Origin of the sequence: Saccharibacter sp. EH611, assembly GCF_009834765.1 — a bacterium.
In the GTDB taxonomy this organism is placed as follows: domain Bacteria; phylum Pseudomonadota; class Alphaproteobacteria; order Acetobacterales; family Acetobacteraceae; genus Saccharibacter.
This window is the reverse complement of the sequence record NZ_WVHP01000001.1, coordinates 177,257-194,868: the sequence shown is the minus strand read 5'-3', so window position 1 is coordinate 194,868 and position 17,612 is coordinate 177,257. Positions and strand designations below refer to the sequence as shown.

The window sequence follows — 17,612 nt, the reverse complement described above, 5'->3', positions numbered from 1 at the left end:
TAACGTATTCGGCATTAGGGTGATAACGTTGGTCATGAAGTAGGGGGAAATTATGTCTCGTTTCTTCAGCAGTCGCCAATGGCTGTTGTCTTTTTCCGCTTTAGCTTTGGGGGCTTCTCTTAGTGGTGCTGCTTATGCACATCCACGGGTGCAAGTCTCAACAGTATCTACCCTCCCTAATGGAAAAGCTGTTAAGGCTGTTACGCTGACAAATGATCACGGCTTAAAAGTACGTGTTTTGACCTATGGTGGCATTTTGCAGTCTGTTGAAGTGCCAGACCGTCAGGGTAAAGTGGAGAATATCGCTCTCGGCTTCCCAACGGTAGAGGGTTATGCTGCTAATAATGCAGACCCTCATTTTGGTGGAATTCTAGGGCGTGTTGCCAATCGTATTAATAATGCAAGCTTTACCCTTGAGGGGCAGCAATATCATACATCGGTCAACAACCCACCTTATACGCTTCATGGTGGGGCTGAGAGTTTTGATCGTAAGCTTTGGGTGATCGACGACACCGGACATAACCGTAAAGGCGCTTATGTGACGTTGCGGTTAGTGAGCCCGGATGGGGATCAAGGGTTCCCAGGGAAGCTGACAACAAAAGCTACGTATAGCTTGAGTGCTGATGATAGCCTGACATTAAGCTTCAAAGCGAAGACGTCAGCACCGACGGTAGTGAACCTGTCAACGCATAATTACTGGAACCTGAATGGTGAAGGTTCTGGCACGGTGGAGCCAGAAATCGTGCAGATTTTTGCTGATCGTTATGTACAGACAGATCAGAACTCGATCCCAACCGGTCAGTTCGCTTCTGTGGATAATAGCCCGTTTGATTTCCGTACCCCTCATACAGTGGGTGAACGTTTGCGTAGTAATGATCCGCAAATGTTGGGGCCACGTGGTTATGATAAATGCCTTATCATTAACGGTGAGTCAGAGTCGCATGAGATGCGTCTTGCTGCCCGTGTGCAGGACCCTCGTTCCGGCCGTATGATGGAAATTACGACCGATCAGCCAGGGATGCAGTTCTATTCAAGTAATTCCATTGATGGTCGTTATGTTGGGCCTTCTGGGAATACCTATCGTCAAGGTGATGCATTGGCTTTTGAGCCAGAGCATTTCCCCGATAGCCCTAACCAGCCAAACTTCCCCAGCATTGAGCTAAAACCGGGCCAAACCTATCATTCTGCGATGACGTTCCATTTCTCGCACGACTAAAGGTTAGGCTTTTTGCTTGATTTTTTGAGGGATTGTTCATTGAAAAATGGGCAGTCCCTCAACTGTTTTAGGACTCTATCCACATTTTTCCCGCATATGCGCACAGAGTGATGCCCGGATCTATCCCCGAAATTGGGGATAAGTTTTTATGCTTAGGGATCGTGGCTGTGGTGGGTATGTTTGTTGGGAAGGGAGTGGGAAGAATTGCAGTCAGTTATGATGTGCAGTCTTCCACTAAGATATGACAGGCATATCCAATGATGCAGCCCCTGTGCATAGCTGGCCTGTCCGATAAGAATAAGAGTTGGTGATGGGCCTCTATCTGCGAATATCAAAGGTTATTTGCGGTGCTGAAATTACTCACACATTTTCCACAGGAAATCCCGCAAAAGCACGCGATCTTATCCCCCATTTATGGGGATAACAGCACGGGGAACCATCAAGATGGTGAGCGTGTTTTTTGTCCCCAAAGTTCTACACGGAGTGATCCCCTGATTTATCCTCTTTTTTGGGGATAACTTGCCTTACACCATCACTCGGGTGGGGTGAGTTTAATAATGCGTGCGGGATTTCCGACGGCCGTAGCGTGTGGAGGAATATCCTCTAAAACAACGGACGCTGCACCGATCCGGGCATGAGCGCCGATTTCCAAACGGCCGAGCACTTTCGCGCCCGCACCAATCATAGCGCCTTGACGAATAATTGGATGACGGTCTCCTTTTTTCTTCCCTGTGCCGCCAAGAGTGACATTTTGGAAGAGGGAGACATTGTCTTCCACAATGGTGGTCTCGCCAATCACAATGCCTGTGCCATGGTCAATGCTCATCCGGCGGCCAAGCTGTGCCCCGGGGTGAATATCAATACCGAAGCGTTCATTCACTCGACTCTGTAAGTGATAGGCCAAAGGGCGCCGGCCTTGGTGCCAGAGATGGTGGGCAATGCGATGCGCTTGGAGAGCTTGCCATCCTTTAAAGAACAGGAAAGGTGTGGTTAGGTCTGGGCAGGCAGGGTCTCGCTCAAAGGTGGCGAGAATATCGGCAGCGGCAGAAAAGATGATGGCCGGCTCATCAGCAAGACTCTCGGCAACGAGGCGCGTCAGGGTCGGTTCTGTCATCGCACGATCGGTCAGTTTGGTGCCGAGTAGCGAGGCTAAGGCAGACGCGAAATCGGCATGATCGCAGATATTAACAGCAAAAAGATCGCGAATGAGTGTATCAGAGCACCCGCAAGCCTCAGACTGCATCCGTGCCCAAAGCGCATTAAGGTCTGGATCATAGGTAGAGCTTAGTGACAAGGAATGATGATCACGCATAGACGATGTCTTTAGAGGCCCATTGCTTTTTCAATAAAGCGTTGGCGTAGCTGTGGCATATGCTTCAAGGCATTGAGAGCGAAACGGCGAGGGCGGGTTAGAAGTGGATTTTGGTTGCTGAAGAGGCGTTCCATTATATCGCAGCCGACGAGCATAGCAAAATTGCCCGGTCGTGTTTGGCGTTGATAGCGTGAGAGGAAAGAGGGAGAGCCGATGTCTTCTTTGCGGTTAAAGGCGTCATACAGGAGGTCAGTGACCGTGCTTACATCACGGAAGCCAAGGTTCATCCCCTGACCAGCGACGGGATGGAGGCCATGGGCCGCATCTCCAATCAGCATCAGACGCTGCGCCGTGTAGCGATGAGCATATTGAGAGGCTAGAGGGTACACCCAGCGCTTACCGATGGGTGTGATCGCGCCGAGCTCTTCTTGCCCGAGGCGATCTGCTACGAGGCTTGCAAAAGCGTTGTCGGGCAGACGACGAAGATGGTCGATGCGTTGTGGTGTATCTGTCCAGACAATGGCGGAGCGATGCGGGTGCTCGGCACTGGGTGGAAGAGGAAGGCGTGCGAACGGGCCTTCTGGCAAAAAATTTTCCAGTGCACTGCCTTGGTGGGGAGCCTCATGCGCGAGCACAGCGACGAGGGCGTCTTTATGGTATGGGATACGTGTAAGCCCAATATTCGCTTGTTGGCGGAGTGCAGAGCTGCGCCCATCTGCGGCAATCACAAGGGGGACAGAAACGGTTTCGCCATCTTTTAGTGTGATGGTCGCTGCATCTTCTGAGAAAGAAAATGTACCGGTTGCTGGAGCGCGCACATCAAGAGAAGCATGTTGGGGCAGCGTCCGCCCAAGGGCAGCCAAAAGGTCGGAGGCTTCAACCATCCAACCTAAGGGGCGACCTTGAGGGGCATCTTCTGTGGTGAAGTCGAGTCCATCCTGAATGCCAAGGGAAGAACGCCCAGGGTAGCGACCTTGCCCATCAAGAATATGGATCGTTTCAATTGGTTGTGCTGGGCGAGGAAGAGCTGCCCAGATTCCTGCCTCTTCCAAAAGAGGGCGAATGCCTTCAGCAAGAGCATAGGCGCGCCCGTCTAAAGCGGGGTTTGGTTCTGTCACAAATGCGTGCTGTTCGAGTAGGAGAACGCGCAGGCCTTTTCGCGCCAAAAGACAGGCAAGTGTCGTGCCAATCGGGCCGCCGCCATTGATGCAGAGATCGTACGAATACGTCATGATGAGAAACCCCTTCCAACCCCGTTTCTCTAACCTGTGTTGGGTATAAAAGAAAGACTTGCTTCGATCGTTCTGAAGGTGGCACGATATTTCAGTATGTGGGCGAAAGCTTACTTTAGGTGGGATCAGACAAGAGGGGAGCGGGAGCATTGAAACTCGTAACAGCGATCATCAAGCCCTTTAAGCTTGATGACGTGCGTGAAGCTTTAGGGGAGCTTGGCGTACAAGGGCTGACAGTGACGGAAGTTCAGGGGTTTGGCCGTCAAAGAGGGCAGACGGAAATTTACCGTGGGGCGGAGTATCGTGTCCGCTTTGTTGCAAAGATTAAGGTGGAAGCCGCCGTTCCAGAAGAGCGTGTAGGCGAGGTTGTCGAGACGATCACTCAAGCCGCGCGCACAGGCCGGATTGGCGATGGAAAGATTTTTGTCACACCGCTTGAGCAGATCACGCGTATCCGCACGGGTGAAACTGGAAGGGGAGCTTTATAATGCGACCGATTGATACGGGTGATACGGCTTGGATGCTTATCAGCACCGCATTGGTCATGTTGATGACGATCCCGGGTCTTGCGCTTTTTTATGGTGGGATGGTGCGTCGTAAGAACGTTTTGTCCACATTGGTGCAATCGTTTGGGATTTGTTGTCTTGTCTCGCTTGTGTGGGTGATTGTCGGGTATAGCCTTTGTTTTTCAACGGGAAATGCTTGGATTGGTGATTTCTCGCGTGTTTTTCTGCGCGGTATTGCCAGTCATTTTCATCAAGGAAGTGATAGCGCCTTTACGCTTGGGGCCGGGTCGGCCGTGCCAACGCCGATGACCATTCCTGAGAGCGTTTATCTGCTCTACCAGATGAGCTTTGCTATTATTACGCCGGCTTTGATTACAGGTGCGTTTGCAGAGCGTATTAAATTTTCTGCTCTCTGTCTTTTCACGGTGTTGTGGTCTATTTTTGTCTATGCCCCCGTTGCTCACTGGGTGTGGAGCCCATTAGGGTGGGTCGCAGGTTTAGGAGCGGTTGATTTCGCAGGTGGCACAGTGGTTCATATCAATTCGGGTATTGCCGGATTGGTCTGTGCGTTGATGATTGGCCCACGCCGAGGCTTAAAACGTGACGATATGTCCCCTCATAATCTGTCTTATGCGATTATTGGAGCGTCCTTGTTATGGGTTGGTTGGTTTGGCTTCAATGCTGGATCGGCCCTTGGTGCGAACGGACGGGCTGGTATGGCGATGTTAACAACACAGGTGGCTGCGGCTGCTGGTGGTATGGCATGGATGCTTGTCGAGTGGTGGCGGATGGGCAAACCCACAGCGCTGGGCATTATCTCAGGTGCTGTTGCGGGGTTGGTGGCTGTGACCCCAGCCGCTGGGTTTGTGCTGCCAAGTGGGGCGTTGGCGATTGGTCTCATCGCGGGAAGCGTTTGTTTTTATAGCGCGACGGTGCTTAAAAACCGTCTTGGTTATGACGACAGCTTGGATGCGTTTGGTGTTCATGGTGTTGGTGGGATTGTCGGGGCTCTTCTAACAGGTATCTTCGCCTATGGCCCGTTTTCTGCAACGGCGGATAATCCTGCTGGGGTGTCGGGCAGTTGGACGCAGCTTCTTCATCAAGGAGAAGCGGTGGCTGTGACGATCTTATGGTCGGTCGTGGTCACGGCTGTGATTATAGTGGTCGTTAATAAGCTTGTAGGTATCCGGGTCTCTGATGATGATGAGCAAGAAGGGCTCGACATGACACAGCATGGCGAAAAGCTTAACTAATCCGTAAGAGGTAACGTGATAAGGGCCCGAGGATCGTGTTTGCTCTTATCGCGTTTTTCATGTTCCTGCTGGCAACAGACTAAAAAAGGACAACACACAGTGAAATCATCAGCTTTTTTCTTTTCTTTGATTGCGGCTTCTGTCGTAGGCAGCAGCACTGCTGTGGCGGCGCCTGCTGGCGGTAAAATGTCTTTCTTTGCGTGCCACAAGGAATTCCAGAGCGCGAAGAAGAGCGGCACGCTTAATGGGCAGAACTATGCGGCGTTTAAGGCGGCTCATTGTTCGAATAATGCAGAAGCGAAAGCTCCTGAAGAAGCGCCTAAAAAGGACGCAAAAACAACATCAGCACCAGCAGCACCGGTTGCGAGTGGCAATGTTGTTTTCCCTAATGGGGTATCATCGGAGTTTGCTTCCTTGTCCGCAGGGAAGGCCCGCCAAAAAACCTGCCTGAAACAGTATAACGCGAACAAGGCGAATGGTGGGAATGGCAATCTGAAATGGATTCAGCGCGGTGGGGGGTATTACTCACAGTGCAATAGTCGTCTGAAGGGTTCTGCTGCTCAGTAAGTTGGAGCCGTGCTCTCGATAGAAAAAGCCCCGGTCACATGGCCGGGGCTTTTTTGTAGGAGAGGGCCTACGCTGTAGATCCTTTAAGCTTGCCCTGCCCAAGACCACCATTTTTGGGTTTCTGGCTTTGTGGATAAGGAGTGGTGGGCGTTTTGTGCAGCCTCTTCTGTATCAAACAACGCAAAGCAGGTTGCACCAGAGCCACTCATGCGGACAAAACGGGCATCTGGTAAATCTGCTAGCGTGTCTAGCACGGTTTGAATAATAGGCTCTTGAACAATGGCATGTGGCTGTAGGTCATTGCTCGTTGTGTTGAGGAACGCCACAAGGTCGTGAATACTATGCCATCCGTCTTTGGGGAAAGAGAGCGGAGCACGTTCAGGGATTCCTCCCGTTGTGGCAAGCCGTTTAAAAATGCTGGGGGTAGAGACGGCTACACCGGGATTGACCAAAAGCATCCCCATAGAAGGTAGAGGCGGCACAGGAGTGAGTACATCGCCAATCCCTTCCATACGTGTGGCTTTCTGCGTGAGGCAGACGGGAACGTCAGCTCCAAGCTGAGGGGCTAGTTCAACGACATAATCGTGGGGAATCTGCCAATAGCGGGAGAGAAGCCGTAAAGCGCAGGCGGCATCAGCAGAGCCTCCTCCAATGCCGGAGGCAACGGGAAGCGCTTTATGGAGATGAAATTCAATCGGCAACATACTGGCCCTATCATGGCCATGTTGGCGTGCTGCATTATAAAGGAGCTGTGCAGCGCGTGTGATGAGGTTATCGTCCTCGTTTGTGAGACGAGAGGCAAAGGGCCCATCAATGGTGAGGGTGGCGAGCGTTCCCTCTGTAGTGCTAGGGGCGTTATCAAGGCTTAATTGGTCTGCAGCTCCGGCAAAGATCGTCAGGCTATCAACAAGATGATACCCATCATCGCGCCGTCCTGTGATATGGAGGAAGAGGTTAATCTTGGCGTGAGCTGTGTCGTTGAGCAGCACCATAAGAGAGCCTTTACACTGAGACGAGAAAGAAGCTGTGTGGCGCTCTCTTTCATGCTTTTTAAGAAAAAGGCATGATGGAAGAGAAGCGGGGATTAGATCCTTCAGGGCATTATGTAATCCCTTGTGGCATTTTAGGGTAGGGGCGTAAGAAAGGTTTCATCAATGGATGCAGTAATGGTTATGAAAGCTGTATGATGGCGTCCTTATCAACGGTATCTTCTGACGAGCTATTGGCAGCCTTGCAACTCCAGTATGATTGGGGTGTCGATGCTGTTGTGGAAGATGAGGTATGGCAGCCTCTTGCGCCTGAGCCTCAGAAACTAGTGCAGACTCCACCGCGCGCTGTTTCTTCGTCGTCTGTGCGTCACGAAACGGCTTTTTCGCAGCATGAAGCGCTTTTATCTGCGCGAGATCTGCCAGAGCTTCTGCGGCTGAGTGAGCATATAGAGGGGGTTACACTCTCACGAACGGCGATGAATCGCTTGGTACCACGTTATGCGCCGAACGCGGCGTTCATGGTGGTGGGGGAAGTCCCTGATGCGGATGAAGATCGGTCAGGGCGTCTTTTTGCGGGTAAAGCAGGAGAACTTTTAGATGCTGTGCTCGCATCTGTCGGTCTTAACCGCGATCAGCTGTCTTTTGTGCCGACGATTCCGTGGCGGCCGCCCGGTGGACAGCGTGTTCCGGACAGAGAGCTGAAAGCATGCTTGCCGCTTTTGCAGCGAAGCATCACGCTTGGGCAGCCTTCACATATCGTGACCATGGGCGCGACGCCCATGCGTCTTTTGCTGAAGACAAACGATCGCTTGAGTCAGGTGCGTGGACGATGGGCAGAAGCAACGCTTCCTGGTATGGCTCAACCGATCCCTGTTTTCCCGATGTTGCATCCGCTTCAATTGACGGGTGCTCCGCTATTAAGACGGCATTTTTGGCGTGATTTGTTGGTTCTAACAGACTCCCTTGGGTGCGCAGGAGAGGGGAAAGAGCATAAATAAGGAATGCCTTTGAAAAATTTCGTTGCTAAAAAAGAGATATTATTTCTTTATTTTATAGTGAGTTATATAGAGGATAGCTTGAAAAAGCTTGACCCTGAGTAGCGAAGAGAGCTACCCATCCGCCCATTATGCGAAGGATACAGTCGTTAGCGTCTGCTTCCACAGCGCGTGCCTTGATGGTAGGCGTTGCAGTGGGGGTGGGGGCTATCTTTCCCTCGGCATTGGGGCAGGAGAGATTATCACCGTCCCAGCTGCCAGGTTCCTCTAGTGATGAAAGTCGATATCATACGGTCTTCTCTTTCCCTCAGCGGGAAGAGGTCTCTTTGCCACGCCCATTGTCAGAGCCTGTTGCGGCGCAGTACCGCGATGCTTTTCGTCTTGTGCGTGAAGACCAATATAAGCAGGCCTTTCAACGGCTTTCCACTGTCAGTGATTCTGTCCTGAAGTCTGATGTGCAAGCGGAAGGGTATCTGCGTGTGTCCTATCAGGCGCGTCCACAGGAGTTAAAGGCTTGGCTACAAGCTCATTCACATCTGCCTGATGCGCCAGCGGTACAAGCGTTAGAAACACAGCTTTCTTCTCATACAATATCAGCGGAGATGGCCTTAAAACCTGTTGCACCGTTGGATGTTGCCCAAGCGGCTTCTGAGGAAGAAAATTTTGCCCCTTGGGGAAACGCTGGGCCTAATGCCCGACTTGATCGAACGGTGCAGGATAAAGCCTCTCATGGTGTAAAAGGAGCTCAAGATGCCTTGCATGTGATTGAGACGACGCAAGGTATACGCTCTGAATATGCGGCTTATTTGTATGGTCATGTTGCTCTATGTTTGCTTAGTCAGGGAGAGATTGAAGAAGCGGCTCGTATCGGTTTGAGAGGGTTTGAACGTGGGCAGCAGAAAGTTGGCTTTCCGGCGTATGTGGCGGGTTTAGCTTTTTGGTATCAGCAAGATTTCCCAGAGGCATACGAGCATTTTAGTGAAGCCGCTAATGCACCAATGATCAGAGGTGATCGGCAGGCGGCTGCTGCCTTCTGGGCTGCACGCGTTGCTGAACACACACAACCAACGCATGTTTATGAAGTGTGGTTAAGGCGTGCGGCTGTGCATGCAGAGAGTCTGTATGGTCTTCTTGCTGCACAACGGCTGGAACAAGCGAAGCATGAGGCTTCCTCTCTATCGGGTCATCTTTCCTCTGTGGGGCTTAAAGGGGCGGAGGCTGCGCTCACGCGTGTTGACCTTGATGCTGTCATGAGCATGGAAGAAGGGCGCCATTTTTTTGCGCTCTTGCAAATAGGTGAGCAGGGGCGTGCTGAGATGCTGGCCCGCTCTATGTGGAGTGTGGCGCTGTCCGACCCTGTAAGAGCGCGCTCGTTGCAGGTGGTTGTGCATGCCGCTGGGATGTGGGCGTTAGCGGATCAGATGGAGCATATTTTACGGAATGTCGCTCCCCAAGAGTTACAAGAAACGGTTGAGCCACTGCCTGTTTTGAAACCTCGCCACGGGTTTAAGCTCAATCCAGCGCTCGTTTATGCTGTTGCGCGTATGGAGTCGAATTTCGACGGGAATGCCCTTTCCCCGGCTGGGGCGTATGGGATGATGCAAATTCGCCCGCAAACGGCGGGTTTTATCGTTGCCTCTTATATAAACCACGATACACGCAACCCAGCGATGGTTCCTGTGCCTGTGGATATGCCGCGTCGGCTGAAGGATGTGAGCTATAATCTTGAGCTTGGTCAGCTTTACATGAAGTATTTGGCGTCCTCTGTTGCTCGGAATGAAGGGCAGGATGCAACAACGGAACAGGCTGACCTACTGCGTGTTTTAGCCTCTTATAATGCGGGGCCGCAGGCGATCACCCGTTGGGAGAGCGCGCAAAAAATGTCATTAAATGATCCGCTCTATTATATTGAGACGCTTCCTAATGTTGAGACCCGTCATTATGTCCGTAACGTGCTAAAAACCGCATGGCTTTATGCTCACCGGATGAGAGCGTCTTCTCCTTCATTAAAGAGTCTGTCGGAGGGGAAATGGCCTTCTTTTCGCCGCGAGGAGGCGTTGAGAGAGTCGCCAAGCTAAGAAAAAGATTTCTTTGAGAGGGGTTTTTGAAGAAATTTCTTGTTTCAAAGAGGGGTGTATTATGGCTGTTTTGGTGGGTTTTCTCACAAAACAGCCACATTTTGTTTCGGAGCTATGAATGACGCGATGGGGGGGTAGCACAGAAGAGCATGCGTGGCCCGCTTGCCCGTGAGGCGGTCTTTCCGGTAAACAAAGACTTGCGATGCTCCCCGAAGGTTGGGAGCGTGCGGATGACAATACGATGCCGTGTCTCTCAGGAGGGAATTATCCCATCTGTCTGTGGGGCGTCAGCCGAACAGCGAGTGCTTCAATGTCTCTGAATTCCGTTGTTGAGAGTGTAACTGCCAACATCATTGAGCGGTCGAAGGTTTCGCGCCGCCGTTATCTTGCTCTAATGGAGCGTAACCGTGCCAAGGGTGTCTCACGTCCAGAATTGACGTGTAGTAACATGGCCCATGCGGTCGCGGCTATGCCAGACAAGGATAGTCTGATCCATTCTAAGGGCATGAATATTGGTATTATCACGACCTTTAATGACATGCTCTCGGCTCACCAGCCGTATGAACATTACCCCGAGCAGATGAAGCTCTTTGCCCGTGAAGTTGGTGCGACAGCACAGGTTGCGGGTGGGGCTCCTGCTATGTGTGATGGTGTCACACAAGGGCAAGAGGGCATGGATATGTCTCTCTTCTCCCGCGATGTGATTGCACAGTCGACGGCCATTGGTCTGAGCCATGGCATGTATGAAGGCATGGCCCTTCTGGGTATCTGCGATAAGATCGTCCCCGGCCTGTTGATGGGCGCTTTGCGCTTTGGTCATCTTCCGGGCATGTTGATCCCATCTGGGCCGATGACATCTGGTCTGCCGAATAAGGAAAAAGTCCGTATTCGTCAGCTTTATGTGCAGGGTAAGATCGGCAAAGAAGAGCTGATGAAAGCCGAAAGCGAGTCTTATCATAGCGATGGGACATGCACCTTCTACGGAACTGCTAACACCAACCAGATGATGGCTGAGTTCCTAGGGCTGCAAATGCCAGATTCTTCCTTCATTAGTGTGGATACACCGCTGCGTCAGGCAATGACGCGTGCCAGTGTCCATCGTTTGACGGAAATTGGGTTCAAGAGCAAAGATTGCCGCCCAATGGCAGAGGTCGTGAATGAAAAATCGATCGTGAATGCCATTGTTGGTTTGATGGCAACAGGTGGTTCAACCAACCATACTATTCACATTCCTGCCGTGGCTCGCGCTGCTGGTATTATTGTGAATTGGGAAGATTTTGAGCGTCTGTCTGACGTTGTGCCAACGATGTCGAAAATCTACCCAAGTGGCCCATCGGATGTGAATAAGTTCAATGATGTCGGTGGGTTGCCAACAGTTTTCAGAGAGCTGATGCAAGCGGATATGCTGCACCGTGATGTGCTGACAATCGCACAGAATGGCTTGGCTGATTACGCACAGCGCGCAACGCTGGGGGCTGATAAAAAAGTCGCCTATGTGCCTGCTGCACCATCGACTGATCCTGAAATTCTGCGTGGTATGGCTGATCCGTTCCATCCAGGTGGTGGGATCAAGCTGGTTAAGGGTAATCTTGGACGCGGTGTGTATAAATCCAGCGCCGTTTCCGAAGACCGTATGACCATTGAAGCTCCTGTTCGTGTGTTCGACACGCAGCATGCTGTGAAACGTGCACAGCAAGCGGGTGAGCTGGACAAGGACGTGATCGTTGTTGTGATCGGTCAGGGCCCACGGGCGAATGGTATGCCTGAGCTTCACGGTCTGATCCCTTCACTGGGTGTGCAGATGGATCGTGGCTTCAAGGTTGCGCTGGTGACAGATGGCCGTCTGTCTGGTGCCAGTGGTAAGGTGCCGGCAGCTGTGCATGTCTGGCCAGAAGCCCAGATGGGTGGGCCGCTTGCTTGCCTCCGTGATGGTGACATCGTGCGTCTTTGCGCGAAGACAGGACAGCTTGAAGTGCTCATGGACGCGAAGGAATGGGAGGCTCGCACGCCAACCAAGCCACATCGTGCGCCATTAGGTACCGGTCGTGAGCTCTTTGCGATTACGCGCGAAGTCTCTCCGCCGGCTGAAGAAGGTGGGTCGGCCATGCAATACATGATGGATCGTGAGATTGCAGAGGTTGGCGATAATATTGATGAAGGAACCGAGGTATGAGCTACATCTCAAGAATCGATGCGGTCATGGATCGCAGCCCGGTTATGCCTGTGCTGGTGGTCGACGACGTTGCTAAGGCGCGTCCGATTGCTGAAGCGCTGGTCGCCCATGGTGTGTCTACACTTGAAGTCACGCTCCGTACACCTGCCGCTCTTGACGTTATCGCCGAGATGTCCAAGGTCGAAGGCGCACTGGTTGGGGCCGGCACGGTCTTGAACCCAGAGCAGCTTGATAAAGCGATTGACGCTGGTGCTAAGTTCATCGTGAGCCCAGGCATTACGAAGCCATTGGCTGAAGCGGCTCTTAAGCGTGACATTCCGTTTCTACCCGGTACGGCAAATGCCAGTGACATTATGATGGGTCTAGACCTTGGGCTTCGTCGCTTTAAGTTCTTCCCAGCAATGACCAATGGCGGTATTCCGGCTCTAAAGGGTCTGGCTTCTGTGTTTGGGAATCTGGGTGTTCGCTTCTGTCCAACAGGTGGTATCTCTGAATCCACCTATAAAGAATGGCTTGCTATCCCAGCAGTTGGGTGCGTTGGTGGTTCTTGGTTGACATCTGGGGATGCGTCTCCTGAAGTGATTGCAGAACGTGCTAAGGCTCTTGGCATCAAGTAAGGCGACATGACGCTGCTGATAGGCTTTTTTCTTTGAAGGAGTACTATCAGTAGCAGCTGTACTTCTCTAAGGGAGTACAGAAGGCGTCTTTAAAACGGCGGTTTCACAGTGTTTGAGCTGTGATACCGCCGTTTTCGTGTGAGGGAAAAGCAGAACGCACAGTATGTTCTGCTGGATCGGTAAAGGATCGTTTGAGGATGGCCTCTCAGGCGAGATCGATTATGGGGTTAGCTGGCGTGTTGTGCACCGCTTTGTTAACGACCCTGAATGAACAAGTCTCTACGCAAGGTTTGCCCGATATCATGGGTGGCATAGGGATGAGCCATGACCCTGCGACATGGTTCACAAGTCTATATAGTGCAGCTCAAGTGGTCGGGGCGGGGCTTTCTCCTTGGATGGCTTTGACATTTAGCTTACGGCGTTGGGCTTTTATTGTTCTAGGCTTAGGTGTGGTGAGCAGTGTGCTCATTCCTTTTACCGATACGTTGAGCCTTCTTTACATCCTGCGTACGCTGCAAGGCATTGCGGGTGGTTTTGCCATTCCGTTGATGATGTTCTCTACCTTACGTATTTTAAGTCTTGATATACGCACGTATGGGCTGGCGTCCTATGCGCTGACAGCTACATGTTTTCCTTATCTCAGTACCGCGTTAGCTGGGTTGTGGACGGATTTTGTTGATTGGCGTTTCGTCTTTTGGCAGGTGATCCCACTTGGTGCTCTTGCTTGGGCGTTGCTGGTTTACGGTATGCCCGTAACAGAGCCTGATCATGGACGTTTCCGCATGTTTAATTGGCGGGGTGTTGTTCTTTTTTCCGGAGCTGCATGGTGTCTAAGCATGATGCTTCTCTTGGGGGATTGGCTCGATTGGTTCAACTCGCCTTTTATCTGCGTATTAGGGCTTGTCGGGACAGTTTGTGTGCCGCTTTTAGTATGGAATGAGTGGAATCATGTCCTACCGTTTTTTAAATTTCAACTCCTAGGACGGCGGAATTATCTTTATGGCGTAACAGCTATTAGCTTGTTTGTGCTGGTGTCGTTGGCGAGCTCAACTGTGCCGGGGCGCTATCTTACACAAATCGCGGGCTATAGGCCTGAACAAAGCTATCTGATTACGCTTGAAGTCGCCGCTGTACAGCTCATCATGTTGCCTATTGTGGGCTACCTGCTGAACCAGCGTTACATTGATAGCCGCGTTGTGGGTTTTGTGGGGATGACATGCGTATTTATCGGTCTTTGCGGTGATACTTTTCTTACTTCTGTGTGGCTAAGGAATGAGTTCTACCTTTGGCAGTTTGTACAAGCTATTGGTGGAGAGATGATTTTGGCGTCACTTTTATTGATGTCGACAAATGCCGTTGTTCCTGCTGAATCGGCTTTTGCCGTTGCCTTGGTGAACATGCCGCGTTCTCTCATGCAAGTTGTGGGGACGTGGTTGATACAGCTTGTCCACCGTTGGCGCGGAACATTGCATTCACAACGTTTGACGGATCATCTTGGGGTTGAGCGTTATCAACTGTTTCAAGGAAGCAGTCCGACCATTCAAAGTCCGACTCCATTAACGCCTGATGGCAGGCCGCGTTTTGCAGGAAGTATGGCGCTGATTAAACAGCAGTTCCATCATCAGACACAGGTGTTGGAGCTGACGGATTTGTTCTTTGTGCTGCTCGGGTTGCTCGTAATTCTTATGCTTTGCGTGTTGATCTTGCCAGTGCGGACTTATCCGCCATGGATTGTGTTTGCTCGTTCTAGGAAATCTCCTTCATAAAGCACAGCTATGCACTTAGCGCATAGAGTTTGCCTTATTGCACGTACGCTTAATGCTTGCCAATGACCGGTCGGTTTCTGCCATAAGGCGATTGCGGTTTTTATATGATCGAATCATGGAGGGCTCTTCATCAAGGAAGTGCTCGTGGTCGGTGTGTGTATAAACAACGTGTAAATATCGTTATATTTGCAATATCCGCCGTGCAAGGCACGTATTGTCTTTACCTCGCTCACAAACTGTGAGTGTAACGAAGAAAGCCTAGTGTGTATGAAGGAACCCTCAGCCTCTCGGAAAGCCTATTGGCCATTTTTCTTTGCTGGGGGGATTATCGCACTTTTTGTTATCGTCATTTTGGCGATTGTTTTCGTACCGACATCACGTGTCTGGACGAATGATGCCTATGTAACAGCGCATTATGCGGTTATTGCGCCGCGTGTCCCCGGGCAGGTTATCTCTGTACAGGTCGATGATAACCAATCTGTGCGTGCAGGAGATGTATTGGCGACGCTGGATCCACGTGATTATCAGACGACGTTGGATCAAGCGCGTGCGACAGAAGAGCATGACCGTGCGTTAGTCTTAGATGCGGCGGCCAATGTTGCGCGCCAACCTTCGTTGATTGGCCAAGCACAAGCCAGCGTAGATCGGCTAAAAGCAGAGTTACTTTTTGCCCAACAAAATGCTGCACGGTATGAGCATTTGGCTCGGACAGGAGCTGGAAGTCGTGAAGAGGGGCAAAAAACCCATGCGACGTTGGGTGAGTTGACAGCTGGTTTGCACGCTGCTGAGGCTGACCTGTCCGCAGCGCAAGCGCAATTAACGGTTCTTGAAGCACAACATGACTCGGCCCGCCGCCAAGTAGCGGTGGATCAGGCGCGTGTGCATCAGGCAGAGCTGAATTTATCCTATACACAGATACGCGCACCGTTTGACGGAATGGTGGGTGAACGCAGCGTGCAAGCGGGGAACTACGTGCCTGATGGGGCGGCCCTGATGGCGCTGGTACCGATGGATCAGCTCTGGATTGCAGCGAATTATCGCGAAATTGCCTTACGTCATATGCGCCCAGGGCAGAAAGCGACGATTCACGTGGATGCGTATAATATTGATCTTGATGGCGTTGTTGATAGTGTGCCGCCGGCTTCGGGGGCGGCTTTTGCGCCGTTGGCTCCAGAAAATGCGACGGGTAATTTTACCAAAATTGTGCAGCGTTTACCTGTGAAAATTACGCTTATACCCGGTCAGCCTTTAGCAAAATTGTTGCGGCTGGGATTCTCTGTTGAAACAACAGTGCATACCTCGCTGAGTGATGTCGTGGGGGCTCAAGAGAAAAGCGACAAAGCGGTGACGGCAAAATGATCATGCAAAAACGGGGATACCGCACGATCGTAAAAGTGGCAGCCTTGCCGCTGATGATCGTGGGGCTTGAAGGCTGCATAACCGTTGGCCCTGACTTCCACCATCCAACGATGAAAGATCAACCGGGGCAGTGGAAGAAAGCAGCGGATGCGCCGGCTCACCAGAAGAATGGCCTGACCTATGGTGGTCAGGTTGATGTGGCATGGTGGCATCAATTCCATGATGATGAGCTTGATCGTCTCGTGACGCGTCTGGGGGCGCAAAACCTGAATGTGCAGGAAGCCGCGACACGGATTGGGCAGTCGCGCGGTCAGCTCAAAGTCGCAGCGTCAGAGGGAATGCCAACGCTTAATTGGGCGGGTTCTTACACGTGGACGCAACAAAGTAAGAGAGGCTTTCTCACCATTGCGCAGGCTGCTCCAGGATCCAATCTGCAATATCAGCAATATACAAATATTGGTGCAGCGTCATGGGATATGGATCTCTTTGGACGCATTCGTCGTTCCGTAGAGGCGGGCCAGTCTGAAGTGCTGCAGGCTGTTGCAGCTCAACGAGGGGTGGCCTTGGCAAGTCTGGCTGATCTTGTAGGGGATTATCTCAGCTTGCGTGGGGTGCAAGAGCAGATCCGTCTCACGGAGCGGCATTTAGAGCTTGTCCATCATGATCTGTCTCTTGTGCTGGATCGTCAGCGTGAAGGAGCAGCAAATGCGCTCGAAGTTGCACAAGCACGTGGACAGGTGGAAGAAACAGAGAGCGCGTTGCCGCCTTTAAAAGATGCACAAGCTGCATTGATTAACGCCATAGGGTATATTCTAGCGTTGCCTCCTCGTGCTCTAGAAGAGGAGTTGCTTCCACGCCGTCCCCAACCTGTGCCGCCTGCGTCCATTGGGATCGGGGTGCCTAGTGCTTTGGTTGAGCGCCGCCCTGATATTATGGAAGCCGATGCGCGGTTACATGCGGCCGTTGCTGAAGTAGGGGCAGCGAAAGCCGCTTTTTATCCAGACATTACCTTAACGGGGAACTTGGGCACGCAAAGCCTTTCGGCAAGTGATTTCTTTATGCCTGCAGCAAAATATTTCACACTGGGCCCAACCTTAAATGTGCCGATCTTTGAAGGGGGGCGGTTAAGCGGTGGCTTGAAGCTGCGTAAAGCGCAACAGAAAGAAGCGGCGATTGCTTATCACCAAGTGATGCTCAATGCGTGGCGTGAAGTGGACGATGCCATCACCAAGTTCGCGCAAGTTAATGACCGCTACCATCATTTGGAAGAAACCGTGAAGCAGAATCGCCTCGCGCTTAAGGCGGCCCGTGAACAGTATACAACAGGGGCTGTTCCGTTTTTAGAGGTGGATCAAGCCGAAGCAGCTTTGCTAGCCAATGATATTTTATTAGCTTCGAGCCGCACAGAAACAGCCTCTGCGATGGTAAGCTTATATAGAGCGCTTGGGGGAGGATGGCAGATAATCAATACCTCCATAAATCCTCTCTAAAAGAGAGGACGACCCAATAAGAAGATATTTATACGGCGTTCGGGTTGCACCATAACGGA

General features: G+C 51.7%; 14 protein-coding genes. 11 read left to right on the top strand and 3 right to left on the bottom strand.

Features of this window, described 5'->3' with window-relative positions; translation table 11 throughout:
• Positions 1–52: 52 nt before the first annotated feature.
• On the top strand, positions 53–1,216 hold the full coding sequence (locus GS535_RS00900; RefSeq protein WP_160791575.1) for an aldose epimerase family protein: 1,164 nt from the start codon (positions 53–55) through the stop codon (positions 1,214–1,216).
• Between the two features lie 532 nt (positions 1,217–1,748).
• Here the strand turns inward: GS535_RS00900 and cysE are convergent.
• Both cysE and GS535_RS00890 read right to left on the bottom strand, forming a co-directional pair.
• Complete coding sequence (gene cysE / locus GS535_RS00895) at positions 1,749–2,528, bottom strand: serine O-acetyltransferase (protein ID WP_160791576.1); 780 nt, start codon at positions 2,526–2,528, stop codon at positions 1,749–1,751.
• A gap of 11 nt (positions 2,529–2,539) precedes the next feature.
• Positions 2,540–3,760, bottom strand: coding sequence for an FAD-dependent monooxygenase (locus GS535_RS00890; RefSeq protein ID WP_160791577.1), 1,221 nt, complete (start codon positions 3,758–3,760; stop codon positions 2,540–2,542).
• A 149-nt stretch (positions 3,761–3,909) separates the two neighbouring features.
• On the opposite strand from GS535_RS00890, the gene GS535_RS00885 reads away from it, so the two are divergent.
• The 3 genes from GS535_RS00885 (at position 3,910) to GS535_RS00875 (ending at position 6,086) form a co-directional block, all read left to right on the top strand.
• A complete protein-coding gene (locus GS535_RS00885) occupies positions 3,910–4,248 on the top strand; it encodes a P-II family nitrogen regulator (protein ID WP_160791578.1) in 339 nt (112 codons plus the stop codon).
• On the top strand, positions 4,248–5,519 hold the full coding sequence (locus tag GS535_RS00880) for an ammonium transporter (protein ID WP_160791579.1): 1,272 nt from the start codon (positions 4,248–4,250) through the stop codon (positions 5,517–5,519). The genes GS535_RS00885 and GS535_RS00880 overlap by 1 nt, the downstream gene beginning before the upstream one ends.
• 99 nt (positions 5,520–5,618) lie before the next feature.
• A complete protein-coding gene (locus tag GS535_RS00875) occupies positions 5,619–6,086 on the top strand; it encodes a hypothetical protein (RefSeq protein ID WP_160791580.1) in 468 nt (155 codons plus the stop codon).
• A gap of 83 nt (positions 6,087–6,169) precedes the next feature.
• Here the strand turns inward: GS535_RS00875 and GS535_RS00870 are convergent, their stop codons facing one another.
• Positions 6,170–7,078, bottom strand: coding sequence for a 4-(cytidine 5'-diphospho)-2-C-methyl-D-erythritol kinase (locus GS535_RS00870; protein WP_160791581.1), 909 nt, complete (start codon positions 7,076–7,078; stop codon positions 6,170–6,172).
• 191 nt (positions 7,079–7,269) lie between these two features.
• Between GS535_RS00870 and GS535_RS00865 the strand changes: the two genes are divergently transcribed.
• The 7 genes from GS535_RS00865 (at position 7,270) to GS535_RS00835 (ending at position 17,553) form a co-directional block, all read left to right on the top strand.
• Positions 7,270–8,073 carry a uracil-DNA glycosylase gene (locus tag GS535_RS00865; RefSeq protein ID WP_237442143.1) on the top strand — a complete coding sequence of 268 codons (804 nt, stop codon included), beginning with the start codon at positions 7,270–7,272 and terminating at the stop codon, positions 8,071–8,073.
• 323 nt (positions 8,074–8,396) lie between these two features.
• Positions 8,397–10,148, top strand: a complete 1,752-nt coding sequence (locus GS535_RS00860; RefSeq protein ID WP_160791582.1) for a transglycosylase SLT domain-containing protein — start codon at positions 8,397–8,399, stop codon at positions 10,146–10,148.
• Positions 10,149–10,458: 310 nt separating this feature from the next.
• Entirely contained in the window at positions 10,459–12,321 is a 1,863-nt protein-coding gene (edd, locus tag GS535_RS00855) for a phosphogluconate dehydratase (protein WP_160791583.1), read from the top strand.
• A complete protein-coding gene (eda, locus tag GS535_RS00850) occupies positions 12,318–12,938 on the top strand; it encodes a bifunctional 4-hydroxy-2-oxoglutarate aldolase/2-dehydro-3-deoxy-phosphogluconate aldolase (RefSeq protein WP_018980814.1) in 621 nt (206 codons plus the stop codon). Before edd ends, eda begins: the two co-directional genes overlap by 4 nt.
• 197 nt (positions 12,939–13,135) lie before the next feature.
• Positions 13,136–14,704 carry an MFS transporter gene (locus tag GS535_RS00845; RefSeq protein ID WP_160791584.1) on the top strand — a complete coding sequence of 523 codons (1,569 nt, stop codon included), beginning with the start codon at positions 13,136–13,138 and terminating at the stop codon, positions 14,702–14,704.
• Positions 14,705–14,971: 267 nt separating this feature from the next.
• Complete coding sequence (locus GS535_RS00840) at positions 14,972–16,063, top strand: HlyD family secretion protein (protein WP_160791585.1); 1,092 nt, start codon at positions 14,972–14,974, stop codon at positions 16,061–16,063.
• A gap of 2 nt (positions 16,064–16,065) precedes the next feature.
• Positions 16,066–17,553 carry an efflux transporter outer membrane subunit gene (locus GS535_RS00835; protein WP_237442142.1) on the top strand — a complete coding sequence of 496 codons (1,488 nt, stop codon included), beginning with the start codon at positions 16,066–16,068 and terminating at the stop codon, positions 17,551–17,553.
• The last annotated feature ends 59 nt before the right edge of the window (positions 17,554–17,612 follow it).